The following is a 25,286-nucleotide window of genomic DNA, read 5'->3' as shown; positions in this document are numbered from 1 at the left end:
GTCACTGACACGGGCCACCGGTGGCGGCACGAATCGGTCGGCACCGACGCGGGTCCGCAACAATAATCCGCGCAGGCAACACGTACCGCAGTATGGATACCGACGACGATCAGTTCCGGATCGAAACGCGGTCGATTCACGCCGGCCAGGACCCCGACGAGGAGACGGGCGCGCTGATGACGCCCATCCACGCGAACTCGACGTACGAGCAGGACGCGCCCGGCGACCACCGGGGGTACGAGTACTCCCGGACCGGCAACCCGACGCGAACCGATCTCGAAGCCAACCTCGCGAGCCTCGAAAACGCCGAGTACGGCCGCGCGTTCGCGAGCGGAATGGCCTCGATCAACACCGTCCTCAACCTGCTTTCGGCGGGCGACCACGTCGTGACGGGCAATGACGTCTACGGCGGTACCCACCGCATCTTCACGCAGGTGTACGAGGACTACGACATCGAGTTCAGCTTCGTCGATATGACTGACCTGGACGCGATCGACGCTGCGTTTCGGGACGAGACGGAACTGCTGTGGCTCGAGACGCCGACGAACCCGCTGCTGTCGATCGTCGACATCGAGGGCGCGGCCGAGATCGCCCACGACCACGACGCGCTCTGTGCGATCGACAACACCTTCGCCACGCCGTATCTCCAGCAGCCCCTCGACCTCGGGGCGGATATCGTCTCGCACTCGCTGACCAAGTACCTCGGCGGCCACTCGGACGTGGTCGGCGGCGCGCTGCTGACCGACGACGAAGCACTCGACGAGCGCTTCGGCTTCTACCAGAACTCGGTGGGCGCGACGCCCGGCCCCTTCGAATCGTTCCTCGTCCTTCGCGGGACCAAGACGCTCCCCGTCCGGATGGAACGCCACTGCGAGAACGCCCGTGCCGTTGCCGAGTGGCTCGACGAGCAGCCGGCTGTCGAGCGCGTCTACTACCCGGGTCTCGAATCCCATCCCGGCCACGAGATCGCCGACGAACAGATGCGCGACTTCGGCGGCATGCTGAGCTTCGAACTCGACGCGAGCTTAGAGGAGACGAGCGAAGTCGTCTCGAACACCGAGGTGTTCACGCTCGCAGAGAGTCTGGGCGGCGTCGAGAGCCTGATCGAACAGCCCGCCCCGATGACCCACGCCACGATTCCGCGCGAGGAGCGCATCGAGGCCGGACTCACTGACGGACTCGTCCGCGTTTCGGTCGGAATCGAACACGTCGACGATCTGATCGCCGATCTCGACCAGGCGATCGGGTCGGCGCTCCGATAACTCACAGTCGACGCAGGTGCATTCGCCTCAGGTCGCGTTTCGCGTCGCGATATGTGACCGCAGGATCGTCTCGAATCCATCGAGATAGCCAGCCAGATCAACGCTTTCGAGTGACTTCTCGAACCGCGCTGCGTCGGCACACTCCACGCGCCACTGATCGAGGAAATACTCTTCGACGGTCGAGTTCTCGATTGCGCGAACGACTGCGCGGAGCGCGTCGGGATTCGGATTGGCACCGAGAGCCCGCAGTTCGGTCGCGGGGACGACGTTCGTTTCGACGGCGCGAACGACGACACCGGAACTGTAGTCGCCCTCGCCGAGTTCGCGCTTCCAGGTGGCCAACCAGTTGCCGATCCGGGCCATCCGCTGGGTTCTGTCGAGGGCCTGCCGGAGCGCGGACAACTCCTGGACATCGAACGCCGGCGCGTTCGCGAGATCGGTGTCGGCGTGGACGAACACCATCATGTTGTAGGCATCGTACCGCCAGAGTTCGTGTTCCGAGACGAGTTCAGGGCTGTGGTTTGTGAGGGCGGAGTACTCGATCGCGGCGAGAACCTGGCGCACGTCGAAACGGAGTTGCTCGCTGAACTCGTGTGCGCGCGGGCTGTCATCGTATATCCCCCGAAAGCAATTCCAGACGTCGATCCCGAACCGGACGATATCTCCGTCGACGGCGGGATGGGACGGGTCCGCGTGCTGGTGATCGAAGGGGACGTTCGCCAGTTCGGCGAACGTTTCGCGGTCGCCGTGGCGTTCGGCGACGTCGTCTGCGACGGTGATAAACAGCGTCGAGAGGAGTTTTGCGATCCGAACCTGTCGCGCCCGCTCGGTATCGACACAGGAGAGCCGAAAGGCCGGGAAGGCGTTGTAGAGCCAGTCCCACTGTGCTTGGTCACGGTCTGCAACGACGTCGTCGTATCGCTCGAGTAACTCGGAAAGGAAGTCGGGAAGCGACGGCCGAGCGACGTCGATGGGGTCAGTTTCGATATCGAGTGTCGGGAACTCGTGGTCGTCGTCACGGTCGGGTTTGGTTCCGATGGCAGCTGTGTAGCGCTCGCCGTCCTGATCGCCCATGGTATTTCCACTAGGAATACCCGTAAATTGGTTGCGTTTCTGTCGTTTCATCCGCCGCCCTAACCCCGTATCCATATCCTTCGGGAGCGAGTAGTTCTGCAAACGATGGCGAACGATCCCGGGTTGCATGCACTCCCGAGCACAGTCGAGTTCGGCGGACGCGAACTGACGATTACCCCTGCGGTTGTCGAGACCGAACGCGGGTTGGTCTTGTTCGATGTCGGTCCTGCCGATTCCGGGGCTGTGGACGCGCTCGAAACGCATTTGCGGTCGCTCGAGTACGATCTGACGGATATTTGGCTGGTCGTCCTCACGCACCACGACGGGGACCACGCCGGCGCGCTCGCAACGCTGCTCGACCGGACCGATGCGGTCGTTGCGGCCCACCGCGAGGAAGTACCTTACATCACCGGCGATCGGGCTCCGATCAAGAGCGGCGGCGACCGGTATCCGCCGGTTGCGGTCGACATCGCGCTCTCTGCCGGCGTCCGGATCCCGACGCTCGCCGGGCCGATGGACGTGCTCGAGACGCCCGGTCACACGCCCGGCCACATCTCGCTTTACTTCCCCGAAAGCGCATTGCTCGTTGCCGGCGACGCCCTCGTCGCAGACCGTGAGGCTCCCCTTTCGGGTCCCAAGCCGCGGTTCACGGCCGACATGGACCGGGCGCTCGAATCAGTCGCTGAACTCGGGGCACTCGAAATCGACCACACGCTGTGCTATCATGGCGGCTACGTCGAACAGGGTGCCGAACGTATTCGAGAAATCGCAGGCGCGGCGCGCGAGTAGTCAGTAGTCGCTGCTACAGCGCTGCACTTCGTTACTCCGTGACGACGTGGCCCTCGAGATAGTTCCGAGCCGTGTCGTTCGTCGCGGGCGTTCGCTTGCGGAACGTCAGTACTCGATCACCGTCCTCGCGACGATCGTCCTCGATGTCTATCTCGAGTCCCTGACCGCGAAGGTGGGCGAGAAGGACATCGATCGTCTCGGTACTGGCACGAACCGTGTGGCGCTCGCCCACCGTCTCGCCCGCGTCGATCGTCGCGATGGTCTCTCGCATCGACAGTAGTATCGCCTCCCCGAGTTCGTGTGCGCGTTTCCGGGCGGCCTCGTCCGACTCGTCCCGCTCGACGGTCTGGAACCCCTCCCGGATGAGTCGTCGGAACATGAACGGCCGCCCGTAATCGAACGGCAGCGAGAACGCGTACGCGAGGTCCGATTTCGTCGACGCCGAGGTCGTGTACTTCAACTGGGTCCGCCCGTCGGGCGATTTCATCACGACGCCCTCGCGGTGCTCCGCGTCCAGGTCGCGGATACGGGCATCGACCGTCTCGGCCGCATCGTCGACCGCGACGAACTCGAACAGCGGCGTCTGCGGGATTTCGAAGCGCTCGTAGCGCGCCCGACGTTCCTGAACCGGTAGTGGCTCACCCGTTTCGCGGTCGCGCCAGTCGAACGCGCGAAACGCGATGGAGTCGACGCCCGGGTAATTGTGTGCGGTGTAGGGGTTTTCGGGGCCGATCATCTCGCCACAGACCATCGCCATCGGGTAGGAATCGAACAGGTCGGCGAGATCGACCAGTCGGTCGAGCATCCGCGTCGTGAACGGACAGACCATCCCGCTCCTGGAGAACGCGAGCACGTCGCCGTCGATTCGTGCGACGCGGACGTTATAGCCGTTTAACTTCTCTTCGACTGCGATCCGATCGTACTCGTCGAACTGCGTCGGAACTCCGGTCGAGAGAACGAGGGTTCGCGGCACCTTCGGAAACCCACGGACGACTTCGCCGTCGATCAACACCGTCCCGCGTTCGATCCCGCGACGGGCATCCGGGAGGTGGTGGTACTCCCGGCCGTCGTAGTTTCGCTCCTCGAGGTGCGGTTCGAGGCCCTCGAAGGCGGCTTCACCGATCCCGAGCGCTCGATGATACTGAGACGCGAACTCGTCCATCGGTACTGCTACGTGGCGAACCTAAATAGAAGCGTGCGAACCGTTCGAATCGGCGGAGCTACCACTGCGGTAGAAAATCACTCGCGAACGACGGCGTCGAACCGGCGACCCGTTGCAGTTCTCTTTTCACCCTCGTTTCGTTCGTTCCCGCTCCACCTCTCCAGAAGCGACGAGTTCAGGTGGTGTCGATGAGAGTGTGACCAGCGTCCGACGAAAGACCGATCAGAGGAACCGGAACGTCTCCAGATTCTTCGGTGCGAAGGTCCGCATGTTGTAGTCGTGATAGAGCGCCGAGGAGAGGTCCTGTGCCGAGCGCTCGTCGCCGTGGACACACAGCACCTTCTCGGGGCGCGGATTCATCGTCTTGACGAAGTTCTCGAGCCCCGCGCGGTCGGCGTGGCCGGAGAACCCGTCGACGGTGTCGACGTCCATGTTCAGCGTGAGCGTCCCGCGGCTGTTGTCAGAGCCCATCGCCCCGACTTCGCTGGTCGGAATCTCGTCCCAGCCGTTCTGGATGCGCCGGCCGAGCGTTCCCTGTGCCTGGTAGCCGACGAAGACGAGCGTCGAATCCGGGTCGGGACCGATGTGGCCGAGCCAGGACATGATCGGGCCGCCGGTGACCATCCCCGACGTCGAGAGGATGATACAGGAGTCGCCGTCGGCGACGTCCTGGCGCTCCTCCTCGCCGCCGTCGATGTGGTTGAACTCGTCGGCGAGGAAGGGATTCTCGTCGTCGTGGAAGATGCGGTCCCGAAGATCGTCTCGCAGGTATTCGGGATAGGTCGTGTGGATCGCCGTCGCCTCCCAGATCATGCCGTCGAGGTGGACCGGCATGGAGGGGATATCGCCCTCGCGCATGGCCTCTTCGAGGACGAGCATGAGCTCCTGGGACCGGCCCACCGCGAAAGCGGGGATGACGACCTTGCCGCCCTGCTCGTAGGTCTCGTTGATGACCTCCTTGAGTTTCTCCTCGGAGTCCGCCTGGTCGGTCTGGTAGTCGTTCCGACCGCCGTAGGTCGACTCGAGGACGAGCGTTTCGACGCGCGGGAAGTCGTTGACCGCGCCGTTGAACAGGCGGGTGTCCTCGTAGTGAATGTCGCCGGAGAACGCGACGTTGTACAGTCCGTCGCCGATGTGGAAGTGCGAGACGGCGGAGCCGAGAATGTGGCCGGCGTTGTGCAGCGTGAGTTTGACGTCCGGCGCGATGTCGGTCACGTCTCCATATTCGAGAGGGATACAGTGTTTGATCGCCTCGCGAACCATCTCGGAGTCGTACGGCGGCGTGCGCCCCTCTTTTGCGGCGACATCGAGGTAGTCGAGCGTGAGCAGCCCCATCATGTCCCGGGTGGGTTCGGTACAGTAGATCGGGCCGTCGTAGCCGTACTTGAACAACAGCGGGATGAACGCGGAGTGGTCGAGGTGGGCGTGCGTGAGCACGACCGCGTCGATCGTCTCCGGACCAGCGCCGAACGCCTCGGGCGCGTGCAGGTACGGTACCTCGCCTTCCGCACCCGGCTTGTCACCACAGTCGACGAGGATGCGCGTCTCCGGCGTCGAGAGAATAAAGGACGCGCGGCCGACCTCGCGACAGCAACCGAGCGTCGAGATGCGGACGTACTCGTCGTCGGACATCTCCTCGCGGTGGATCTGTCGGCCGACCTTCTCTAAGATGTCCCGGCGCTCGTCGCGTTCCTGCTTGAGGAAGCTTCGAACGTTCGAGACCGTCGAGGACTCGATCGGCGGCGTCCGAACGACCTCGGGCGTCCAGCCGACGTTTTTCGTAATGTCGCGCAACGTCGACCCGTGGCGGCCGATCACCATCCCCGGCTTTTCGGCTTCGATGACCACCTCGCCAGTATCGGCGTGGAAGTCGAGGTCCGTGACGCCCGCGTCCTCCGGAATTACCTGCATGATCTCCTCTCGGGCCTCGTTCGGCCGCGAGAGGACGCTCGGATCCGGTCGAACGGTGATCCGCTTGCGAAGCTTACTCGCAAGCTTCCGGATGAGGTCACCCTGTTGGGCAAACTCCTTGGGATCGCGCGTATAGACGACCAGTTCCGGGCCTTCGTACTTCACCGAGGAGACCGAGATATCACTCGGTAACTCGCTCGTGATCTCTGCTTGCAAATCGTCGAGTTGCTGCTCTACAGTACTCATAATCGCCAGATGTGGCTTGCGTGAACTCGTCGCCCGGGAGTATGAGCCGGGAAGTCGCTGTCACAGCCGTCCGATCCACCCCACGCCACTGTCGAACTCGTGTGGCTGAGTGGTGAGACCGATGCCGATACCGATACCGACAGAGACACCGACGACGGAACCGCCGACACCGCCGCCGATACCGACACCACGGTCCGCTCCCGTGAGACAACGCAGTCTGCGTCGTATCTCGGATCATTCGCTGTGACATCGTCCCATGACGAACATACTCCCAGGTCGGTTATCCTGGTCACTGCGGGAAGATTCCAGGGAGAACCCGCTTACCCGAGGCTATTCTTTGCGTGGTATAAAAGCCTTCGCAAAATCCAGGATGACGCCACCCGTAGTGGGCGTATGCGCCTGACACCGGCCCGCGTCGCCGACGAACGAGACTGGATTCGCACCCGCGCCGATACCATCGTCCCGCTCATCAACGACATCCGCGACGACCTCGGCACCCACTTTGATACCGATGTCGATCACGTCACGACGGCCCAGTACCAGCAGGCCGTCGACACCGTCTTCGCCGACGGCGACCTCGCCGTCAACGTCGCCGCCATGGTCGCACTGCTCCGTGAACTCGACGTTCAGGACGACTATCCCGGTTTCGTCGTCGACGAACTCCTCGGTCGCGAACTCGCTGCAACCATCGCCGGCACGCAGCCGTTGCGGACGCTCGGCGAGGCGACCTTCCACTACGCGGATATTCACGTTCACGGCGACCCGGACCAAAACGCGGGCCTCGACGACCTCGATGCTGCGCTCGCGGCCGGCTTTCAGGAGCGGCTCCCCGGTTGGGACTGGACCGACCGTGAGAGCCCGTTTCGCGTCGAGTGAGGCCGGTCGTCACTCGCTCGAGTTCGTCTCGCCGTCCGAGTCGGACTCCTCGTCCGTCTCCGATTTCGCGTCCGTCGTCGATTCGTTCTCACCGCCGCTTTCGCCGTCGTTCCCGCCCTCGCCGTCGGGTGCGGACTCGTTTCCAGTCCCGTTCGCGCCCTGTCCCTGGGCCTGCTGGAGGACGAGTTCGTATTCCGAGCCGGGAAGCAGCGCGTCCACTTCTTCGGCGCGGAGCAACTCGACGAGGCGGTCGTCGGGGCCGTCGACGAGGAACGCGCCCTGTTCGGCGACGGCCGCCTCGAGCGAGACGTCGTCGTCTTCGAGCATCGCCGATTCGAACTCGGCGGAGCGCTCCTGGAACAGTTCGGTTTGTCGTTGTTGGTACAAAGTCTCTAGCTCCTGTCGGGTCGCGTCCTCGCCGGCTTCCTCCCTGACCTCCTGCTCGAGCGCGACGAGGTCCTCTCGGGCGGGCTGAACGGAAGCGGTGATTCCCTCGGCCGGATCGATTCCGGGCTCGACGCCGGTTTCGAGTTCGAACTCGTCGCCGCCGTCGGACTCGTTTTGTAGCATATCGAACTGGCTACAGCCCGCGAGCGATGTCGTCGCGCCGACGCCGGTCAGTTGCAGGACACGGCGTCGCGTTGTGAAATCGGTCACGGGTCAGTAATGGGCGAACGAACGGAAGAACCCCTCGCAACTGTCCGGCGTTGTGCGGGTGCCGCTCGGTTGAACTGCACCTAGCGCTCGCCTCGGAGTCGGTCGCGGCGCTTTTATCCGCCGCTTCGCTAGATATCGGCAGTGACCCACAGCCAGCAGGACCAGGAGTTACACGCTGTGACGCTCGAACAGCCCACGCTCGCGGCCGCTTGCGACGCCATCGCGGACGGAATCGACCGCGAGGCGCTCGTGACGGTCTTCGGTCGCTGCACCGTCGAATACGACGGCCGGGCCTCGAGCACGCTCGACGCCGGCGACCGTCACGTCATGCTCAAACCCGATGGTGCGGCGCTCGTCCACACCGACGAGGGCCAACAGCCGGTCAACTGGCAGCCACCGGGCTGCGAACACGAGGTCTTCTGCGAGCAGCGAGACGCCGATGCCGACCGGAGCGACACCGCCGAGACTGCGGGAGGGATAACGACGGAGACGGAAACGGAAACCGAGACAGAGACGACAGAAACGACGGAGATCCTCACCCTCGAAAGCGTCCGTTCCACGCCCGACGAACGCCTCCTCGTGCGCTTTCGGAACGTCCTGCAGGTGTCCGCGTTTTCGGGCACCGACGAAACCGAACTCGCCCTCTCTGGAACGGAAGAGGATCTCCGCCAGCGGCTCCTCGACGAGCCCGACCTCCTCGAGCCCGGGTTCACGCCGCTTGCGACCGAGCGCGATACGGCCGCCGGTGCGATCGACATCTACGGCGAGGACGACGCGGGCCGCACGGTCGTCGTCGAGCTCAAGCGCCGCCGCGTCGGTCCCGATGCAGTGAGCCAACTCCGCCGGTACGTCGACGCGTTGGCCCGAGACCTCCACGCCGATGCCACCGTCCGGGGCATTCTCGTCGCCCCGTCCGTTACCGACCGCGCCAAGCGACTGCTGACCGAGCACGGACTCGAGTTCATCTCGCTGGAGCCGACCGCCGCGTAGTGCCACAGTCGTGACTCGGGTTCGTGCCCGGTGGCCTGGACTCCGAACTCGTGACCTGAACCCGTGATCCGCCGCCTCGACTCACATGGGAATCTGTTCAGACCGGGTACGTCCCTTCGAGCGTCGTCGTCTCGATGACGCGACCCGCCGCCGCGGATTCGAGGTCGTCGGCGTCCGCCTCCGGCTCGAGGTCGAGCGGCGACTCGAGCGCGAAGAGCCTGAACCGGTAGGTGTGTTCCCGGTCGGGCGGGTTCGGGCCGCCGTAGCCGCGCTCGCCGAAGTCGTTCGTTCCTTCTCCGACATCGGTGTCGGGGTCGGGGTCCCAGTCCTCCGGAACCCCCTCCCGTTCGGGCGGGATATTCCAGACGATCCAGTGGTCCCAGACCTTGCCCGCGGGGTCGACCGCGTCCGGATCGTCCACGACGAGCGCGAGGGCCTCGGCCTCGTCGGGGACGCCCCCGAACTCGAGCGGCGGGTTGACGTTCGATTCGCCGTAGCCGTACTGCTCGGGGATTCGGTCGCCGTCCGCGAACGCTGAACTCGTGAGTGCCAGTTCTGGCACGGTGATCACCGCCTGCCTCGTGCGAGGACAGGCCCGTCTGTAATTCTTCGACGGCATCAGGGAAAACGTTGCAGGGGACGTTTCGGCGAACGCCGAGACGGTCACCGGCGGACGGCCCCTGCCATTGCTACGTCGAGTTCTAACCGTCCGCGCCCGTCCGTTCGAGACATGACTCTTCAATCGTGGTTCCAGTCGAGCGGGGACGGTGACGGAGAGGCCCCGGCCGAGCCCGTCGAACCCGAGCCGTCGGCCGAGACGAGTTGGGTGTTCCGCCTCGGTCGCGCGCTCTTCGGCGGCATTCTCGCGTTCAACGCGCTCGACAACCTCTGGAATCTGGACGAACGGATCGCCTACGCTGAGGCAAAGAACACGCCGATGCCCGAGTACACGGTTCCGGCGACGAGCGGCGGGTTGCTCCTCGGCGGCATCGGCATCGCGCTGTGGCGACGCCCATCCGCGGCCGCGGCGTTGATCGCCGGCTTTCTGGTCAGCGTCACCCCGGTGATGCACGACTTCTGGAACCTCGACGATCCCGAGGAGAAACAACAGCAACTGATCCACTTCCTCAAAAACACGGCGCTGTTCGGGGCGGCGCTCGCGTTCCTCAGGTTCGGCCGCCGGAACGGCTCATCCAGCTAATCGTTTCCCACCATCCGCGGAAGCCGGACGGTGAGCGATAGTCGCCAACGTATCGGCGTATCCACAATCGCTTTGGAACGGCGCACTCATCGCCACCACATGGCACAGCCGCTGACGATTCGCCGCTACCAACCCGGTGATGGGCCGCGAGTTCAGGCCGTCCACGAGGCGGCCATGCGGGCTGCCGGCGCGTACGTCGAGGGCGTTCCGGACGACGATCTCGAGACGATACCGGAGACGTACCTCGACACGGCGGGGACGTTTCTCGTCGGCACGGTCGACGGACGGATCGTTGCCACCGGTGCCTTGCGCCCCGTCTCGGAGGCGACCATCGCTGCGAAATACAGCGCCACGTCGCCGGACTCGACGGTCGAACTGACTCGGCTACGCGTCGCGCCTGACCACCAGCGATGTGGCTACGGCGGTCGCTGCTGCGATGAACTCGAGCGCCGAGCGCGAACGCGCGGAGCGACGGCCATCGTTCTCGATACGCTGTCGATCCAGTCCGCCGCGCAAGGACTGTACGAGACGCAGGGATTCGAACTCGTCCACCGCGAACCGATCGAGCAGTCCGCCGAGAAGGTCGATCTCCTCGTCTATCGAAAAGAACTCGTCGAGAGCGGATAGGTGGGTCGGAGGATAGACCGTCGCTCACTCTTCGAGTAGCCGCTGGAGACGGTCGAGTTCAGTAAGCGCGTCGACGGGGGTGAGGTGGCCGACGTCGAGGGCGCGGAGTTCGGCGGCGACATCGGCGGGAAGTTCGCCGCCGTCGGCGTACTGATCCTGTTGCTGGGCGTCCGAGGGGGACGAGGATGCTGGTTGGTCGACGAGTTCGCGCGAGCGGTCGACGACGGCCTCGGGGACGCCGGCGGCGGTCGCGACTTCGACGCCGTAGGAGCCGGTCGCCGCGCCGGGTTCGATCTCGTGGTGGAAGACGACCTCGCCGTCGGTCTGGTCGACCGCGAAGTGGAGGGTGAACGCGGCGGGGAGGTCGTCGGCGAGTTCGGTCAGCGGGTGGTGGTGGGTCGCAAAGAGGGTGGTTGCGCCGACCTCGTCGTGGAGGTGTTCGGTGATCGCCTGCGCGATGGCGAGGCCGTCGGCGGTCGAGGTACCGCGGCCGACCTCGTCGAGCAGGACGAGCGAGCGCTCGTCGGCGTCCCGGAGGATGGTCGCGAGTTCGTCCATCTCGACCATGAACGTCGAGCGCCCGCCGGCGATGTCGTCGCTTGCGCCGACGCGGGTGAAGATGCGGTCGACGGGTGTGAGCCGCGCTGCTCTCGCGGGGACGAAACTGCCGACTTGCGCGAGCAGGACGATCTGGGCGACCTGGCGCATGTACGTCGATTTCCCGGACATGTTCGGTCCAGTAATCACCGCGAGTCGCCGCTCGGGGGAGAGACGAGCCCCGTTCGGGACGAACGATTCCTGGGTTCGTTCGACGACGGGGTGGCGGCCGCCCTCGATATCGATTTCGAGGCCGCCGTCGGCCGCCTCGCGATCGAGGATTTCCGGCCGGCAGTAGTCGTACTGGGCGGCGGCGGTCGCGAGCGAGACGAGGGCGTCGAGGGTCGCGAGCGCGTCGGCCAGGCGCTGGACGCGTTTGACTTCGTCGGCGACGGTGCGGCGAACGTCGCAGAAGAGTTCGTACTCGCGTTCGTCCGCGCGTTCCTCCGCGCCGACGATTTCGTCCTCGCGCTCCTTGAGTTCGGGCGTGACGAACCGTTCGGAGTTCTTCAGGGTTTGGCGGCGCTGGTAGTTCTCCGGCACCGCATCGAGGTTGGGGTTCGTCACCTCGATGTAGTAGCCGTGGACGGAGTTGTAGCCGACCTTGAGCGAGTCGATGCCGGTGCGCTCGCGCTCGCGAGCCTCCAGGTCATCGATCCACTGCTTGCCGTCGCGGGCGGTGCCGCGGAGGTCGTCCAAGTCCGCATCGTAGCCCTCGGCGACGATGCCGCCCTCGGTGATCTCGATCGGCGGATCGGCGACGATGGCGTCGTCGATCAGATCCCGCACGTCGGCGAGCGGATCGAGTTCGTCGCGAAGGGCGGTCAGCCGGTCGCAGTCGGCATCGGCCAGTTGATCGCGGAGGTCGGGGACGACGGCGAGGGTGTCCCGAAGCGACCGCAAGTCCCGCGCGTTCGCCCGCTCGCGGGAGATGCGTCCGATCAGCCGTTCGAGGTCGTACACGTCACGAAGCAGTTCGTGGCAATGCTCGCGCGTCTGGACGGAGCCGGTTAGCTCTTCGACGGCGTCGTGGCGCGCCTCGATTCGGCGGGGTTCGAGCAGCGGTCGGCGGAGCCAGTCCCGGAGTTTGCGGCCGCCGAGCGCGCAGGCGGTCTCGTCGAGGACGCCGACGAGCGTGGCGTCCTCGCGGCCCCGGACGGCCCGCGGCTCGAAGAGTTCGAGGCTGCGCAGGGCGACGGCGTCGAGCAGGAGGTACTCGCGGGGATCGTAGCGCGTGAGGTGGGTGAGGTACTCGAGGCGGTTGCCCTCGTTTTTGCCGGCCGCGACCGGCGAGTTCACCGCGTCGTCGCGCTCCGTCCCGTCGCCGCGCTCGCCCTCGTGTTCGCCGCCGCGGGCGTACTCCGCGTAGGCGAGCAGGGCTCCGCAGGCCCGTATTTCGGCGTCGCTCGCGAGCAACGCGTCCGGATCGCCGAAGTAGCTCGAGACCGTCTCGCCCGCACGGTCGCGGGCGAACACACGGTCGTCGAACGGCGTCACCATGCACTCCTCCGGCAGCACGTCGGCCGGCGCGTCCGGCCCGACGACCGCCTCCGCGGGCCCAAAGCGGCTGACTTCGTCCGCGATAGCCTCGTCCGAAGCTGAACTCGTGGCGAGGAAGTCGCCGGTCGAGACGTCGAGGAGGGCGAGCGCGAGTTCGTCGGCGGCGGGTCGCGTGTCGGTGCCGCGGCCGCGGGCGATTGCTGCGACGAAGTTGTTGTCGTCGCTCGCGAGCAGTTCGTCTTCGGTGAGCGTGCCGGGCGTGACGATTCGCGTGACTGCGCGTTCGACGACGCCGGAGGTTTCGCCGGGTTCCTCGACCTGATCCGCGACGGCGACGCGGTAGCCAGCCTCCAGTAGCTCTTCGATGTACGATTCGGCGTTGTCGATCGGGATGCCGGCCATCGGGTACTCGCCGGTGGAGTCCTCGCGGCTGGTCAGCGCGATTTCGAGCAGCCGCGCGCTGCGTTCGGCGGCCCCGCAGAAGGTTTCGTAGAAGTCGCCGACCTGAAAGAGGACGATCGCCTCGTCGTAACGGGCACAGAGATCGTGGTACTGACGCATCATCGGCGTCAACTCGTCGCGTTTCTCGGCCATCGCGTCGGGCGGGCCAAGCGCCGGGTCCATACTGTGAGGTCGGCCGCCGGACGCTGAAATAGCTTGCTGGACGCGTCGACTGCTTCCCCTCGACGATCAGCCGTCGGTGTCCCCGGTGTCAGCCTTCCCGGTGTCGGCCTCCCCGGTCGCCGTCTCGAAGTACCGATCCGCGTGCGCCTCACAGCCGGGATTGAAGGGGGCGTCACAGTTCGGACAGCGATACGCACACGCGAGATACGTCGGGACGGTAAACGCGGAGTCACAGGCCCCACAGCGGACGGACGGCTCGTTGAATCGATTTCGTGGCCAGGGAATCGCCTCGTGGTCTTCGACGGCCGCGTGGCACCGAAAACAGGGGAAGTACGCGTCGCAGCAGTCGAATCGGAACGAGACGATATCGCGGTCGGTGTGGTAGTGTCCACACCGCGTTTCGGGACCGACATCGACGCCGCGGACGGGGAGCGAAGACACGAGTTCAGTCGAGCGAACGGCCGGAAAGCACTTCGAGATTGTGGTTCGTGGGTCCGAGAGCGGCCGCCGGGAGCCGGATCCGGGGGCTGGATTCTGGATTGAGGTGGATCGAGAGATTCTGGGTCCGGGTGTCTTGGGAGCGAGTGTAGTGACGTAGCAGTCGCTACTCGGCAGCGTGGGCGGCCGTCAGGTACCGGGTTAGCATCGGCTCCCGACTGCCGGGGGGTTACTCGAACACGGTCGTATCGCCTCGCCGGTATCGGTCGAGGCGCCGATAGCCCTGGACGACGCCGTCCGTATTGAGGTCGATCTCGTACCGACCGAGCACGTCCTGCGTGTCCGGGACCGCTGAGCGCTCGACGACTTCGACGACGGCACACCAGCCCTCGTCGGTCGGCGAGATTTCGCTGACGCCGTCGAACTCGTGACCGATGAGTTCGCCGGCGGTCGAGACGACGGTTCGGCGGATCGCGAGGATGCCCTCGATCTGGTCGGTGTCGACATCCGATTCGGTATCGGCGTCGAGTTCGTCGGTATCGACGGCGTCGGGGTCGGTTGTTTCGTCGCTGGCCATCTCAGAGGTGGGTTGTGAGGTGTCGGTTTGGTTCGATTGTGCTTGTTCGTCTTCCTGTTCCTCGGCTGCGTCATCGGCCTCGCTCACGGTGGGATCGCTCTCATCGTGCTGGAAGCAAAAGCCGTCGTCCTGGGCCGGCCGCGAGCAGCGCTCGCCGTCCGCGGTGAGCGCCTTGCACTGGGTCGTCGCGTTCGCTGTCTCGGCGTTGGCCATTGGTCTCAGAGTGTCTCGGTAATCCGCTCTCGGAGCGTCGATACGTCGTCTATTTCCGTGCCCGCGAGTTTCGGCCCGAGAACGTCCGTAAAGACGTCCGCCAGCAACTCATCGTCGAAGGTGTGACCGCCGTCCGTCTGTTGCTGTGCCGACTCGGTACCGGCCTGGGTTCCGAAGACAGCGATCCCTTTCGCCGCCGTAATCGCCGCTCGCGTCCCGACGACGAACGGCAGTTCCTCGCGCAATGTGCGCGTCGTCTCGACGACGGTTCCGATCGCTTCCGGATCGAGTGCGCCGCGCTCGTCGTTGTTCGAGTCACCGGAGTCGCTCGGCTCTGCGTCGTCGCGAGTATCCGCCACGTCCACGTGCGTGCGGACGATCTCGCGCTCGGTTTCCGCGTCGTAGTGGCCGACGTGGACGCCGACGACGCGATCGAGCAGCGCATCCTGTTGGCGGTGGACGCCGGCGTACTCCGCATCGTTCGACGTGAGGATCGCCCGGAACTCGGGATGCACGTCGATCGTTCTCTCCCGCCCGCGCTTGCCCGGCCGTTCCAGGACGCCTTCCTCGAACACCGAGAGCAAGACGTTGTGGGCGGCGGGATCGCTTCGGGAGAACTCGTTGTAGACGAGCGTGGCACCCTCCCGTACCGCCGCCGAGAGCGGGTTGTCGACCCAGCGGTCGCGAACGATCTGCGTCTTCTTGCTCACGCCGCTGACGAACTCGTCGCGTTCCTCGTAGCGTTCGCCGCCGGCGTAGGTTCCGACGAGCGTCGCCGTGTCGACGGCCTCGTCGCCGTTGATGTGGACGACCGGTCGGCCGCGCGCTGCGGCCGCCGAAAGTGCGAGTGCGGTCTTTCCACAGCCCGTCGGCCCGATCAGGTGCACGGGTTGGTCGGCGGCGAGCCAGCCGGTGATCCGTTCGCGAAGCGACTCGACGGCGTCGGTTTCGACGAACGGCTCGGGAGCGACGGTCTCGGGGGATTCGAGATGGCCGCCGCCCTCGTCCCCGGTCGACTCGTTCGCCGCGGCTGTGCCGGCCTCGTGGTCGCCGTTTCGCGATGCCTTCCGCGCCAGTTCCTTTCGCGCTCGCCGTCGCTTTTTCTGTTCTCGATCGCCGCGAATCTTCCTGCCGCGGACCTTGCGCTTTCGCGAGGTGTCCTCGGCCATCGTCGATTACTCGGTGGCCGATTGCGGCGACGATTCGGGCCGCGGCTCGACCTCGAGTTCTTCGAGATCCTCGAGATCGCCGTCCGCGGTCGCTTGCTCAATTTTTGCGATCTCCTCCGCGTAGTGGAGGAACGTGTCGACGGAGGCGACGACGACGCGGGCCTCGACGGTGAGGAGTTCGATCCCGACGACGGAGACGCGCGCCCAGACGTCGATGACGACGCCCTTGTCGAGAACGCGGTCCAGTACCTCCGCGAGACTCGAGGAGTTTGGCCGCTGTTGTGGTTGTGCCATTACGTCTCCGGGTTCACTCCGATTTCCTAACACGGCTTGCTTTGCGACTGCAAGCCGGCTCGGCTGAGCCGACTCCCGAGTTCAGGTGACAACGAGGCTGCGATTGCAAGCACCACGGTAAGGCAAGCGGCTGTCGAACTACCCGTGACGATTACGATTACGTTCTCTATGAGACCCGTACTACCGCCCGAGCAGCGATCCACGACCGCCCTGCAGCCGGAGTGACCCAGAATGAGCAACAGCAACCGGTACGTCTACGGTATCGTCAACACCGCCGACACGGGAGACATCGAGTTCGAGACTGACGCCGTCGCCGGTGCCGACCGCGTCTACACCGTCACCCACCGACGGCTCGGGGCCGTCGTCTCGAACATCGACACCACGGACCCCGAAGAGACCGACGAGGACGCCCAGCGCCACGACGACGTCCTTCGGGAGATCATGGACTACGACGGTGGCAAAACCATCGTCCCGATGCAGTTCGGCATGGCCTTCGAGAACGACCGCACGCTGAAGAACGTCCTCCGCGGTGCTCGGCCGGCGTTTCGACGGGCGATGAGCGACATCGAGGGCCGGATCGAACTCGGGCTCAAACTCGTCACCCAGGAGGACGGCTCGGTCGACCGCGACGAGGTCGAGGACGCCGTCAGCGACGAACTCGACCCGATCGCGGCACAGGCGGTCCAGAACGGTCGCTTCAGCGACCGACTTGTGTTGAACCGATCGTACCTCGTCGACGAGGACGAACGCGAGTCCTTCGACGAGGCGGTCGCCCGACTCGAGGACCGCTACGGCGACGAGCTTCTCGTCCAGTACACCGGCCCGTTCGCACCGTATAGCTTCGTCAACGTCGAAATCGGGGCCCAATCCCAGTGATCGCATGTTCGTTCTCGACGACCTTCTGTTCCGGCCGCTCATCGGCATCGTCGACACGCTGCACTCGCTCGCGCTGCAGGAACTGTACGACGTGGAGGCACTCGAGGACGAGCGCAAGGAAAACCGGCTGCTGTACGAACTCGGCGAACGATCCGAGGAGGAATACCTGGACCGAAAGGAAACGATCGAAGCCGAACTCGAACTCGCCCGAGAGGTCCGCGAACAATTCGCGAGCGGCCGCGTCGAGGTGAAACGCTGATGACCCGAGACGACCCACACGATAGGAACGATCCGCACGACAGAACCGATCGCAACGACGGAGACGACCCGGCTGAGCGGCGGGCTCAGGAAACGGGGTGGCTCGCGACGGTACGGGCACTGCTCGATCGCCTGGATCGGAGTCCGAACTCGAACACGCTGTCACCCGCGGGACGAGGCGGGCGCAATCGGTCCGTATTCGACTACAGTATCTCGATTCGGACGGGTGACGACCTGCTGGACGATTCCCGGTTTGGGGAGTCCTTCGCCGACGAGTGGGTCGACAGACTTCGGCAAGACGAACGCGGTGAGACGGATTCGGATCGGACGTGGGACCGTGATCCGGACCACGATCGGGCGGGCCGTCCGCGAACGCGGCGAAGTCGGGCCTCATCTTCGTCGGGACCGCCTTCAAATCCGTCGGCCCGCTCGTCTTCCGCAGCGGACACCCCGTCAGCTTCGCGGGCCGATTCCCACCACATCACCACCCGCACGCACGACGACGAACTCCTCGTCATCGCCGACGTCTCCGGTGCCCACGTCGATGTCGACGCCGACGATGTCACCGTCGGCTTCAGCGACACCGCGCTGGTCATCGTCGTCGCCGGCACCGAACTCGACCGCATCGACGTTCCCTGGGCCGACCCGACCGGACAGGCGGCGATCAACAACGGTGTCTTGACCGTTCGAGTTCAGCCTGCGGACGCTCCAGAGGAGGCGACGGAGACGAGTTCGGACGGCGATACAGAGACTGAGACGGACCCCGAGGGTGATCGATGAGCGACGACGCTTCCGCCGACTTTGACCTCGGCACGATACTCGACGACGCCGAAGACGCGCTCGATGAACTCGAGCATACGCTGGGGGCCGGCGACGGGGAGGAAAGTGGAGACGGCGACAACAGTGCTGACACCGGCCTCGACAGCCTCGACAGCCTCGACAACCTCGACGACCTCGACGACGAAACGCTGTCCGCACTCGTCGACGACGTCGAGACGCTCAGCAAACTCGCCACCGCGGTCGCGGACCTCCTCGAAACGCTCGACCTGTCGGACCTCCCGGAGGCCGTCGACGCCGACGAGTTCATCGCGGCGATCGACGCGGGCGAGATTCCAACCGCTCTGGCCGACGACGACACCGGTGCCAGCGATGTCGTCGATTTCACCCACCTCTTCCGGGCCATCGACCTGCTCGACGCCTGGGACGCGACGGACATTGGCGAGCTCTGGGAGACGAAACGCGAACTCGAGGAGTTGACCGACGATGGCGGTGATGGTGACGATGACCTCCTCGATGGACTGGACCTGGGCGGCGATGACGGCGGTGATGACGATCTCCTCGACGTCGACGCCGATCCAGCGGAACTCCTCGGCGATATCGACGTGATGGACGATCCCGAGGCCTACCAGGTCGCGATTCAGCAAACCGCGATGGAGGGTATCGATAGCTTTCGCGAGGCCCTGCTCGAAACCCACGCCAAATTCGCGAAGCTCCACGAGTTCAACCGCGAGAAGATGCGCCGCCAGGACACGAGTGTGAACTCGCGGAATCCGACGGCGGCGTCGACGATGCCGGCGGCGCGCGCGGACGTCGCAAGCGGCGTCAATCACTCGACGGTGCCACAGCGGGTTCGGCTCTCGACGGCTCCGAGCCGAAAGCGGATCTACGGGAAGCGATTCGAGCGCGAACGGACGAAGCGCCAGCAGGAGACCGGAGGTGACGGCGGAGACTGATCGGACAGCGCTACTAGCGGTCGATAGCGGACCCCGAACGGAGAGACAGGCTGCGATCGAACATCGAAAACCGAGCCAGCGAGCGATTCACGACGAGACTGCCACTGATCGAACCTACCATGACCCAGAATCAGAACCGGACACCACCCTCGACCCGTCGGCAACAGCGCGAGTTGGACGGACACTGGCGACGCCCGCTCGGAGGTGAGTCGGATGGTCGATAGCGTTCAGCCGAGCCGCCAGCAAACCGACCTCGCCGAAGTCGTCGAGATGCTCCTCGACAAGGGTATCGTCATCAACGCCGACATCGCCGTCTCGATCGGCGACACGCAACTGCTCGGGATCCAGCTCCGGGCCGCGATCGCCTCCTTCGAAACCGCGGCGAAATACGGCCTCGAGTTCCCCGAGGGGACCGACATGCAACGCGTCGCCGAGGCGGTCGACGATCCCGAACTCGCGTCGCCGGATCAGGAACGGCCGAATCCGGCGATCGATCCGACTCGCGGCGTCAACGTGACTGCCGAGAACGAGGACAACGACGAGGACGAGGCCGAAGCCGCCGACGAAGCGCCGGACGCGGCTGACGACGCTGAGACGGCGGACGCCGAGGCGAGCGAGAGCGAAACGGCAGCGGCCGAGACAGAAACGGAGACTGAGGCGGAGGCGGAGGCGGATTCGCCATGAGCACGATCGACGTCGGCGACGGCGACGACGCGCGCCAGGGACTGGTCACGCTCGTCATCACCGTCGTCGAACTCCTGATCGACGCGCTCGAGCGCGAGGCGGTCAGGCGCATGGAATCCGGCAACCTCTCCGACGAGGAAATCGACCGTCTCGGGCAGCAACTCGCGACGATCGAAGCCGAGATCGAACAACTCAAAGCGGACGAGGGAATCGAGGACGGCGTCGACGACCTTCGCGGCGATCTGGACGGGCTCGTTTCCGACGCGATCGAACAACTCGATGCCGACTCGACGCCGCGTCACGCGCCCGGCTACTCCGTATTCGGCGGTGAGAACTCGTGACGACGGACGAGCAACGCCGCGACGTGTCGGCGAACACAGCGGAGACGCCCGACATCGAAACGGGTCGCTACCTCTACTGCGTCGTCCAGGCCGACGACGACGCCACGCTCGACACGACCGGTATCGACGGCGAATCCGTCTCGGTCGTCACCGAAGACGGCATCGGTGCCGTCGTCCACGACTGCGACAGCCTCTACGATTCGGCCGACCTCACGCAGATCCAACACTGGCTCGTCCGTCACCAGACCGTCGTCGACGCGGCCGGCCAGGCGTTCGGCACGCCGGTCCCGTTCCAGTTCGACACCATCCTCCGCGGCGACGACACCCGCCTGCGCGAGTGGCTTCGCGAGGAATCAGCGACGCTGCGGCCCGTGCTCTCCGAACTTGCCGATCACTGGGAGTACCGCATCGAAGTCGTCGAGTTCGACACGCCGGACGACCGAACGCTGGTCGAACAGGACGACCGCCTGGCTGAACTCGACGAACAGATAGCCGACGCGAGCGAGGGTCAGGCGTTCTTGCTCGAAAAGCAGTTCGAACAGCGATTGACGGAGTTGCGAACGGCGCGTCGTGAAACGATGGCGGCCGAGTTGGAGGCGGAGCTGGCGGAGACGGTTCGCGAGGTGCATACGCTCGAGCGATCGCCGGCATCGGATATTGCGGACGTCGCGAGATCCGAGGACGAGACCAGGACCGAAGACGGCGACGATGTCGACACGCTCTGTCGGCTCACGGTGCTCGCACACGAGGACGACGAGGATGCGGTCGGGTCGATACTCGACGGCGTTGCGGCCGAGGACGGACTCGAAGTCAGGTTTACCGGGCCGTGGCCGCCGTATACGTTTGCACCGGAACTGGGAACCGACCCGGACGGTCAGAACGGCGATCCAACTGGTGCTGGAACCGATACGAACCCGCTATGATCGCACTGCAGCACGCACCGATTCGAGAGGTGAAACCCGTATGAAGCCGCAAAAGGACGACGAAGCGCTGGTTGATCTCCTCGACGTGATTCTCAGAGACGGCGTGATCTTGCGCGCCGACGTCATCATCTCGGTCGCGGAGATCCCCCTCGTCGGGCTCAAACTCACGGCGGCGCTCGCCGGGATGGAGACGATGACCGAGTATGGCCTCTTCGAGGAGTGGGATGCAAGACATCGGCTCCGGGCGACGGAAGACCACACCGGAATCGACGGCGCGGACGGGACGAGAACGACCGCCCCCTCAGTACCCGGGCCACGACCCAGCGCAACGATAGATGGGCGAATCGAGGGAGCAAGCAATGCGGAGACGCCAGAGCCAGATAGCGACGGTACCGGTTGAGCGTTCGGCTCTGGCACGGGCCGGGACGAAGCACAGCCGAGAGAGAGAGAGAGAGAGAGAGAGAGAGTGTGTGTGTGCGCGTCGAAACCGCACGTAAACAGCCGTTTAGAAGTGTATCGTCCGAGTACTACCGACGGCCTCCGTCCGTCGCCCCTCGTGGGGCGACCGGTCAGGCAAACTTCGGGCGTTCGGTCGTGAGTTCGACGTCTCCCGAGACGGTTTCTTCGTCGCATTCCTCGTCGTAAACGTACTGCCCGGTCGACCCGCAGAGCGTACACTCGTACGTCTCGGAGAGTTCGTTGATCATCTCTCCGTCCTCGAAGTAGACGCGGCTCTGGGTGATCTGCAAGAACTGTGGGGTCTCACAGTTTGTACAGGTGATCATATCCGTCGGGTCACGTGCACCGGTTGTAGTTATCCGGCTTGTAACCGCTTGCCACGGTGAGCTATCGGTTTCTTACTCCCGTGGCAGACGATGACTGAGTATGTGTCGCTGTCGATGCAGCCGTGCGAGACGGCGGCCGAGAAGAAACCGCCGTAAACCGAACATAACCGCACGACTGGGTCGAGTTCAGTGCGGGGGAGTCGGGATACTGTAATTGTCGAAAAACGATCGGTTAGCCACCGGTATCGAACCGTTAGTCACCGGCTTCTCCCGCAGGTAGCGTCGGAAGTGACGGCGCTCGAATCGAGCCGGCGAACGGCGTATCACGCTTCCGTTGGGAGTCGCCCAATACAGTGTCGTGTAGCGATTCGTTTCGTGCGGTCAAGACCAGAGCAGTCGTTTACAGTCGTCGCTAGGGTCCCACCTGGACTGTTCACACTGGCATTGCTATCGTGCGAGGTGATGCGCACTGGCTGTCAGTGGCTACCAGATCGACCCTCTGGCTCGAGTTCGACTGGGATTCGATCGCCGGTACGAGCAGCCTCGTACGCCGCGTCGGTCAGCGCCGTCACGCGGAGGGCATCGCGAGCCGTCGCAGGGGGCTCGGTTCCGTCGCGAATACTGTCGACGAACGCGCCGGCGCGGGTCCGTTCCTGCCGGTGATCGATGTAGGGAACGTGTTCGCTTGCGTCCGTGTCGATCTCGAAGACCTCGCGGGAGCCCCACTGCGTTCCCTCGAGATAGAGCGCTCCTTGGTCGTCCCAGCAGTGGATGTGCTCGCGGGTCGACGGCAGGTCGCCGTGGAGCGAGACGGTTCCAGTCGCACCGTTTTCGAACCGAACGTCGAGGTGTGAACGGCGGTCGACCCGCTGCTCGTCGTCGTAGAAGTCCATACTCGCCGCGACGGAGGCGGGTTCGAGACCGGTCGTCCAGAGGATGCCATCGAGCAGGTGGCTACCGGTATCGAAGAGAAACCCGCCGCCCGACAGGTCGGGATCGAGCCGCCACGTTCCGGCCGAATCCGCTATCCAGTCCTGCGTAATCGACGCCGTAATCCACCGCGGCGGTCCGCTCGCAAACCGCTCTCGCGCCCGCTGGAACGCGGTCTGGAGGTGGCGCTGGTAGCCGACCATCAGCGTTCGATCCGTTCGGTCGGCCCTGGCTACGAGTTCACGTGCGCGGTTCAGGTCGGTCGTGAGCGGCTTGTCACAGTAGACGTGCAGGTCGCGATCGAGCGCGGCGACGACCTGGTCGTAGTGAAGCGTATGCGGCGTCCCGACGAGGACGGCGTCGAGTTCACAGTCGGGATCGTCGAGCATCGTCTCGTACGCGGTGTACCTGGTGGCGGGTGGAACGCTGAACTCGGTGCCGACCGTCGCGAGGCGGTCCGCGTCGAGATCACAGACTGCCTGGACGGTGGCATCCGCGTGGCGGTGGAACTGCCCGCCAACGGTCGTGCCGATGTAGCCGAGACCGACGATGCCGATGCCAATCGGCGTGTCCGAGTTCGGGGCCGACGCGTGAGCACACATGGAACGAGGGACGAGACGCGGAGGCATGTCTTTGACGGCGCTGGCGATCGTAAGTGCTCGCCTAGACGATCGTAGGCAGTGATAACTAGTACGGGTTCGTGCTCGTGGGCTCGAACAGCGGGTGCGTAGTACGCCAGTACGTCCGCAGTAGCGCCATCCTGTCGCTGGTTTGACGACACTACGGGCGGGCAATTCGGTCCATAACAAAGGGGGACACCTGCAATTGTTCTACGTGCGGGGATACACGCCCCGCCGGGTACGCGCTTGGCCCAGACACGACGCGCTGACCGCCGATTGCGTGCGTTCGTGCCCGGATCGCTCGGAAGTGGACTCGCCCCCGCTTCGAGTTAGCTCATGTCTCTCACACCAGGGTGGGCTCCCGCCCCCGCCCGGGTTATGTGTGGGTGTGTCTCACCCCATTCCCCTGTCTTCGACCTACCGCTCAGAACTCCGTAATGACCGGAATGCCGACCGTCTCGTAGTCGTCCATCGAGGCGAGCGTGTTGGGTACGTCCTCGAGCGACAGCGTTTCACCGATGATCTTGCTCGGGTCGAGCGTTCCCTCGCCGATCAGTTTGAACAGTTCCTGGTAGCGAACGAGCGGCATGCCGTGGGAGCCGTGGACGTCGAGTTCTTTCATCGTTATCGCGTCGACGGGCAGTTCGATCTCGCCCTCCTCCTCGCCGGTCGTCAGGCCGACCTGGACGTGGGTCCCCCTCGTTCCCAAACTGGCGACGGAGTTCCGGCAGGTTTCGGCGATGCCGAGCGCGTCGATCGAGACGTCGGCACCGCCGTCGGCGAGCGATCTGACCGCCCGCGCTGGATGCTCCACCTCGGTCGAGTTCACCGCCGCGGACGCGCCGAGTTCGCGGGCGCGCTCGAGTTTATCGTCGCGAACGTCGACCGCGATCGGATGCGCGCCCAGCGCGTCGGCGATGTGGATCGCCGAGAGGCCGACGCCGCCACAGCCGTGGACGGCGACCCAGTCGCCGGGCCGGAGCTCTGCGCGGTCGGCGAGCGCGTGGTAGGCGGTCATGAACCGACAGCCGAGCCCGGCCATCTCGGTGAACTCGACGCTGTCGGGGAGTTTCACGCAGTTGAAGTCGGCCTCTCGAACGGGGAAGGCTTCGGCGAACGCGCCCGGTGCAGCGCCAGAAAGTCCGAGCGGGACGACGGTCTCGCAGTTGTTCGCCCGTCCCTCGCGGCAGTGAGAACAGGTTCCGTCGCCGAGGTGAAAGGGGACGGCGACCCGGTCGCCCTCCTGGAGCGTCTCGACGTTCTCGCCGACGGCCGAGACGATTCCGGCGGGCTCGTGTCCGAGGATCTGCCCTTCCGGGACCGACGCCCCGACCCAACTCCAGTCGCCCTGCCAGGCGTGCCAGTCGCTGCGACAGATGCCGCAGGCTTCGGTTTCGACGATAGCCTGATCGGGCGCCGGTTCCGGCTCCGGAACGTCCTCGATCTCGAGCGGTTCACCGTGTGTTTCGAGTACGGCAGCTCGCATGGTCCGGTGTTTTCTGATGAGCATATAAAAACATGATAGACGGGCGTGATACTGCCGCTATTCCGTCCCGGTGTCACGGCTGTCAGTTCGTCTCCGAGTACCGGCAGCAACGACGGGCCAGCAATTATACCGCTCACCGGTGTAGCCGGAGGCGAGTGGCCCCCGATGTCCGTGACCTGTGCAAACTGCGGCGAGGCCGACCTTCCGGTGCGCCGGTATCACGTCTATCTCACAACCGACGAGGTCGTCGAAGTCGATCTCTGCGAAGGCTGTCGCCACAAGTTCGTCACCGCAACCTGGGTCGAAGCCGTCGTGTGAACTCCCTTAGACTGATACAGACCGCTGGAAGCCAACTCCGGTGCAGTCGCGGCCCGTCCCATGGTTGTGCAGGAAATCGTTCCAGCAGACCGTTTGGACCGACGTGAACCACAACACCTACGGTA

General features: G+C 64.9%; 28 protein-coding genes. 15 read left to right on the top strand and 13 right to left on the bottom strand.

All coding sequences use genetic code 11. The annotated features are described in order from the left end of the window. Positions 1-92: 92 nt before the first annotated feature. Positions 93-1,262 (top strand): cystathionine gamma-synthase, encoded by a 1,170-nt coding sequence (locus tag SM755_RS09695; protein WP_323172459.1) that lies wholly within the window; start codon positions 93-95, stop codon positions 1,260-1,262. A gap of 27 nt (positions 1,263-1,289) precedes the next feature. Here SM755_RS09695 and SM755_RS09690 read toward each other — a convergent pair whose 3' ends face one another. Beyond that, complete coding sequence (locus SM755_RS09690; protein WP_323172458.1) at positions 1,290-2,336, bottom strand: hypothetical protein; 1,047 nt, start codon at positions 2,334-2,336, stop codon at positions 1,290-1,292. A 105-nt stretch (positions 2,337-2,441) separates the two neighbouring features. Here SM755_RS09690 and SM755_RS09685 point away from each other — a divergent pair, with 105 nt between their 5' ends. Then, on the top strand, positions 2,442-3,125 hold the full coding sequence (locus SM755_RS09685) for an MBL fold metallo-hydrolase (protein WP_323172457.1): 684 nt from the start codon (positions 2,442-2,444) through the stop codon (positions 3,123-3,125). 31 nt (positions 3,126-3,156) lie between these two features. On the opposite strand, the gene SM755_RS09680 is transcribed toward SM755_RS09685, so the two are convergent. Both SM755_RS09680 and SM755_RS09675 read right to left on the bottom strand, forming a co-directional pair. Further along, entirely contained in the window at positions 3,157-4,287 is a 1,131-nt protein-coding gene (locus tag SM755_RS09680) for an RNA ligase (protein WP_323172456.1), read from the bottom strand. A 222-nt stretch (positions 4,288-4,509) separates the two neighbouring features. Beyond that, complete coding sequence (locus SM755_RS09675) at positions 4,510-6,444, bottom strand: beta-CASP ribonuclease aCPSF1 (RefSeq protein WP_006824674.1); 1,935 nt, start codon at positions 6,442-6,444, stop codon at positions 4,510-4,512. Between the two features lie 393 nt (positions 6,445-6,837). On the opposite strand from SM755_RS09675, the gene SM755_RS09670 reads away from it, so the two are divergent. Further along, positions 6,838-7,320 carry a hypothetical protein gene (locus SM755_RS09670; RefSeq protein WP_323172455.1) on the top strand — a complete coding sequence of 161 codons (483 nt, stop codon included), beginning with the start codon at positions 6,838-6,840 and terminating at the stop codon, positions 7,318-7,320. A gap of 9 nt (positions 7,321-7,329) precedes the next feature. On the opposite strand, the gene SM755_RS09665 is transcribed toward SM755_RS09670, so the two are convergent. Then, positions 7,330-7,977 carry a hypothetical protein gene (locus SM755_RS09665; RefSeq protein ID WP_323172454.1) on the bottom strand — a complete coding sequence of 216 codons (648 nt, stop codon included), beginning with the start codon at positions 7,975-7,977 and terminating at the stop codon, positions 7,330-7,332. A gap of 141 nt (positions 7,978-8,118) precedes the next feature. Between SM755_RS09665 and nucS the strand changes: the two genes are divergently transcribed. Further along, positions 8,119-8,967: an endonuclease NucS gene (gene nucS / locus SM755_RS09660; protein ID WP_323172453.1), complete on the top strand. Its 849-nt coding sequence runs from the start codon at positions 8,119-8,121 to the stop codon at positions 8,965-8,967. Positions 8,968-9,064: 97 nt separating this feature from the next. Here the strand turns inward: nucS and SM755_RS09655 are convergent, their stop codons facing one another. Next, positions 9,065-9,529, bottom strand: coding sequence for a YbhB/YbcL family Raf kinase inhibitor-like protein (locus tag SM755_RS09655; protein ID WP_323172452.1), 465 nt, complete (start codon positions 9,527-9,529; stop codon positions 9,065-9,067). A 168-nt stretch (positions 9,530-9,697) separates the two neighbouring features. Between SM755_RS09655 and SM755_RS09650 the strand changes: the two genes are divergently transcribed. Then, on the top strand, positions 9,698-10,168 hold the full coding sequence (locus tag SM755_RS09650) for a DoxX family protein (RefSeq protein WP_323172451.1): 471 nt from the start codon (positions 9,698-9,700) through the stop codon (positions 10,166-10,168). Positions 10,169-10,267: 99 nt separating this feature from the next. Further along, a complete protein-coding gene (locus SM755_RS09645; protein WP_323172450.1) occupies positions 10,268-10,795 on the top strand; it encodes a GNAT family N-acetyltransferase in 528 nt (175 codons plus the stop codon). Positions 10,796-10,819: 24 nt separating this feature from the next. Here SM755_RS09645 and mutS read toward each other — a convergent pair whose 3' ends face one another. The 5 genes from mutS to gvpA all read right to left on the bottom strand — a co-directional run bounded on the left by mutS (position 10,820) and on the right by gvpA (position 16,207). Further along, positions 10,820-13,516 (bottom strand): DNA mismatch repair protein MutS, encoded by a 2,697-nt coding sequence (mutS, locus tag SM755_RS09640; protein WP_323172449.1) that lies wholly within the window; start codon positions 13,514-13,516, stop codon positions 10,820-10,822. A gap of 66 nt (positions 13,517-13,582) precedes the next feature. Then, the gene (locus SM755_RS09635) at positions 13,583-13,957 is read right to left on the bottom strand and encodes a CHY zinc finger protein (RefSeq protein ID WP_323172448.1); all 375 of its coding nucleotides are present in this window, start codon (positions 13,955-13,957) and stop codon (positions 13,583-13,585) included. Between the two features lie 226 nt (positions 13,958-14,183). After that, positions 14,184-14,744, bottom strand: coding sequence for a gas vesicle protein GvpO, halophile-type (gvpO, locus tag SM755_RS09630; RefSeq protein ID WP_323172447.1), 561 nt, complete (start codon positions 14,742-14,744; stop codon positions 14,184-14,186). A 5-nt stretch (positions 14,745-14,749) separates the two neighbouring features. Then, positions 14,750-15,913: a gas vesicle protein GvpN gene (gvpN, locus tag SM755_RS09625; protein ID WP_323172446.1), complete on the bottom strand. Its 1,164-nt coding sequence runs from the start codon at positions 15,911-15,913 to the stop codon at positions 14,750-14,752. Between the two features lie 6 nt (positions 15,914-15,919). Next, positions 15,920-16,207, bottom strand: coding sequence for a gas vesicle protein GvpA (gvpA, locus tag SM755_RS09620; protein WP_006108429.1), 288 nt, complete (start codon positions 16,205-16,207; stop codon positions 15,920-15,922). 231 nt (positions 16,208-16,438) lie between these two features. On the opposite strand from gvpA, the gene SM755_RS09615 reads away from it, so the two are divergent. The 8 genes from SM755_RS09615 to gvpM all read left to right on the top strand — a co-directional run bounded on the left by SM755_RS09615 (position 16,439) and on the right by gvpM (position 21,422). Then, on the top strand, positions 16,439-17,083 hold the full coding sequence (locus tag SM755_RS09615; RefSeq protein WP_323172445.1) for a GvpL/GvpF family gas vesicle protein: 645 nt from the start codon (positions 16,439-16,441) through the stop codon (positions 17,081-17,083). 4 nt (positions 17,084-17,087) lie between these two features. Next, positions 17,088-17,342 carry a gas vesicle protein GvpF gene (gene gvpF, locus SM755_RS09610; protein ID WP_006665986.1) on the top strand — a complete coding sequence of 85 codons (255 nt, stop codon included), beginning with the start codon at positions 17,088-17,090 and terminating at the stop codon, positions 17,340-17,342. Beyond that, on the top strand, positions 17,342-18,121 hold the full coding sequence (locus tag SM755_RS09605; protein WP_323172444.1) for a hypothetical protein: 780 nt from the start codon (positions 17,342-17,344) through the stop codon (positions 18,119-18,121). The genes gvpF and SM755_RS09605 overlap by 1 nt, the downstream gene beginning before the upstream one ends. Then, positions 18,118-19,074 (top strand): hypothetical protein, encoded by a 957-nt coding sequence (locus SM755_RS09600; protein ID WP_323172443.1) that lies wholly within the window; start codon positions 18,118-18,120, stop codon positions 19,072-19,074. Before SM755_RS09605 ends, SM755_RS09600 begins: the two co-directional genes overlap by 4 nt. A 213-nt stretch (positions 19,075-19,287) precedes the next feature. Beyond that, positions 19,288-19,758, top strand: a complete 471-nt coding sequence (gene gvpJ / locus SM755_RS09595; RefSeq protein ID WP_323172442.1) for a gas vesicle protein GvpJ — start codon at positions 19,288-19,290, stop codon at positions 19,756-19,758. Then, positions 19,755-20,099, top strand: coding sequence for a gas vesicle protein K (locus tag SM755_RS09590; RefSeq protein ID WP_006665990.1), 345 nt, complete (start codon positions 19,755-19,757; stop codon positions 20,097-20,099). Before gvpJ ends, SM755_RS09590 begins: the two co-directional genes overlap by 4 nt. Continuing rightward, positions 20,096-21,022: a gas vesicle protein GvpL gene (gene gvpL, locus SM755_RS09585; protein WP_323172441.1), complete on the top strand. Its 927-nt coding sequence runs from the start codon at positions 20,096-20,098 to the stop codon at positions 21,020-21,022. Before SM755_RS09590 ends, gvpL begins: the two co-directional genes overlap by 4 nt. 40 nt (positions 21,023-21,062) lie before the next feature. Then, a complete protein-coding gene (gene gvpM, locus SM755_RS09580; protein WP_323172440.1) occupies positions 21,063-21,422 on the top strand; it encodes a gas vesicle protein GvpM in 360 nt (119 codons plus the stop codon). A gap of 169 nt (positions 21,423-21,591) precedes the next feature. Here the strand turns inward: gvpM and SM755_RS09575 are convergent, their stop codons facing one another. The 3 genes from SM755_RS09575 to SM755_RS09565 all read right to left on the bottom strand — a co-directional run bounded on the left by SM755_RS09575 (position 21,592) and on the right by SM755_RS09565 (position 24,843). After that, on the bottom strand, positions 21,592-21,807 hold the full coding sequence (locus tag SM755_RS09575) for a hypothetical protein (protein WP_006665993.1): 216 nt from the start codon (positions 21,805-21,807) through the stop codon (positions 21,592-21,594). A gap of 476 nt (positions 21,808-22,283) precedes the next feature. Continuing rightward, positions 22,284-23,339 carry a Gfo/Idh/MocA family oxidoreductase gene (locus SM755_RS09570; protein WP_323172439.1) on the bottom strand — a complete coding sequence of 352 codons (1,056 nt, stop codon included), beginning with the start codon at positions 23,337-23,339 and terminating at the stop codon, positions 22,284-22,286. A gap of 442 nt (positions 23,340-23,781) precedes the next feature. After that, on the bottom strand, positions 23,782-24,843 hold the full coding sequence (locus SM755_RS09565; RefSeq protein WP_323172438.1) for a zinc-dependent alcohol dehydrogenase family protein: 1,062 nt from the start codon (positions 24,841-24,843) through the stop codon (positions 23,782-23,784). 165 nt (positions 24,844-25,008) lie between these two features. Here SM755_RS09565 and SM755_RS09560 point away from each other — a divergent pair, with 165 nt between their 5' ends. Next, complete coding sequence (locus tag SM755_RS09560; RefSeq protein ID WP_323172437.1) at positions 25,009-25,161, top strand: hypothetical protein; 153 nt, start codon at positions 25,009-25,011, stop codon at positions 25,159-25,161. The last annotated feature ends 125 nt before the right edge of the window (positions 25,162-25,286 follow it).

The organism is Natrialba sp. PRR66 (assembly GCF_034808065.1).
Taxonomy (GTDB): Archaea; Halobacteriota; Halobacteria; order Halobacteriales; family Natrialbaceae; genus Natrialba; species Natrialba aegyptia.
This window is presented reverse-complemented; position numbering and strand designations above follow the sequence as displayed.

Excerpts from the sequence above, each read along its gene's own strand:
- SM755_RS09695 (WP_323172459.1), top strand. The coding sequence starts at position 93 with ATGGATACCGACGACGATCAGTTCCGGATCGAAACGCGGTCGATTCAC.
- SM755_RS09690 (WP_323172458.1), bottom strand. The coding sequence starts at position 2,336 with ATGGGCGATCAGGACGGCGAGCGCTACACAGCTGCCATCGGAACCAAA.
- SM755_RS09685 (WP_323172457.1), top strand. The coding sequence starts at position 2,442 with ATGGCGAACGATCCCGGGTTGCATGCACTCCCGAGCACAGTCGAGTTC.
- SM755_RS09680 (WP_323172456.1), bottom strand. The coding sequence starts at position 4,287 with ATGGACGAGTTCGCGTCTCAGTATCATCGAGCGCTCGGGATCGGTGAA.
- SM755_RS09675 (WP_006824674.1), bottom strand. The coding sequence starts at position 6,444 with ATGAGTACTGTAGAGCAGCAACTCGACGATTTGCAAGCAGAGATCACG.
- SM755_RS09670 (WP_323172455.1), top strand. The coding sequence starts at position 6,838 with ATGCGCCTGACACCGGCCCGCGTCGCCGACGAACGAGACTGGATTCGC.
- SM755_RS09650 (WP_323172451.1), top strand. The coding sequence starts at position 9,698 with ATGACTCTTCAATCGTGGTTCCAGTCGAGCGGGGACGGTGACGGAGAG.
- SM755_RS09645 (WP_323172450.1), top strand. The coding sequence starts at position 10,268 with ATGGCACAGCCGCTGACGATTCGCCGCTACCAACCCGGTGATGGGCCG.
- mutS (WP_323172449.1), bottom strand. The coding sequence starts at position 13,516 with ATGGACCCGGCGCTTGGCCCGCCCGACGCGATGGCCGAGAAACGCGAC.
- gvpO (WP_323172447.1), bottom strand. The coding sequence starts at position 14,744 with ATGGCCAACGCCGAGACAGCGAACGCGACGACCCAGTGCAAGGCGCTC.
- gvpN (WP_323172446.1), bottom strand. The coding sequence starts at position 15,913 with ATGGCCGAGGACACCTCGCGAAAGCGCAAGGTCCGCGGCAGGAAGATT.
- gvpA (WP_006108429.1), bottom strand. The coding sequence starts at position 16,207 with ATGGCACAACCACAACAGCGGCCAAACTCCTCGAGTCTCGCGGAGGTA.
- SM755_RS09615 (WP_323172445.1), top strand. The coding sequence starts at position 16,439 with ATGAGCAACAGCAACCGGTACGTCTACGGTATCGTCAACACCGCCGAC.
- gvpF (WP_006665986.1), top strand. The coding sequence starts at position 17,088 with ATGTTCGTTCTCGACGACCTTCTGTTCCGGCCGCTCATCGGCATCGTC.
- SM755_RS09605 (WP_323172444.1), top strand. The coding sequence starts at position 17,342 with ATGACCCGAGACGACCCACACGATAGGAACGATCCGCACGACAGAACC.
- SM755_RS09600 (WP_323172443.1), top strand. The coding sequence starts at position 18,118 with ATGAGCGACGACGCTTCCGCCGACTTTGACCTCGGCACGATACTCGAC.
- gvpJ (WP_323172442.1), top strand. The coding sequence starts at position 19,288 with ATGGTCGATAGCGTTCAGCCGAGCCGCCAGCAAACCGACCTCGCCGAA.
- SM755_RS09590 (WP_006665990.1), top strand. The coding sequence starts at position 19,755 with ATGAGCACGATCGACGTCGGCGACGGCGACGACGCGCGCCAGGGACTG.
- gvpM (WP_323172440.1), top strand. The coding sequence starts at position 21,063 with ATGAAGCCGCAAAAGGACGACGAAGCGCTGGTTGATCTCCTCGACGTG.
- SM755_RS09575 (WP_006665993.1), bottom strand. The coding sequence starts at position 21,807 with ATGATCACCTGTACAAACTGTGAGACCCCACAGTTCTTGCAGATCACC.
- SM755_RS09570 (WP_323172439.1), bottom strand. The coding sequence starts at position 23,339 with ATGTGTGCTCACGCGTCGGCCCCGAACTCGGACACGCCGATTGGCATC.
- SM755_RS09565 (WP_323172438.1), bottom strand. The coding sequence starts at position 24,843 with ATGCGAGCTGCCGTACTCGAAACACACGGTGAACCGCTCGAGATCGAG.
- SM755_RS09560 (WP_323172437.1), top strand. The coding sequence starts at position 25,009 with ATGTCCGTGACCTGTGCAAACTGCGGCGAGGCCGACCTTCCGGTGCGC.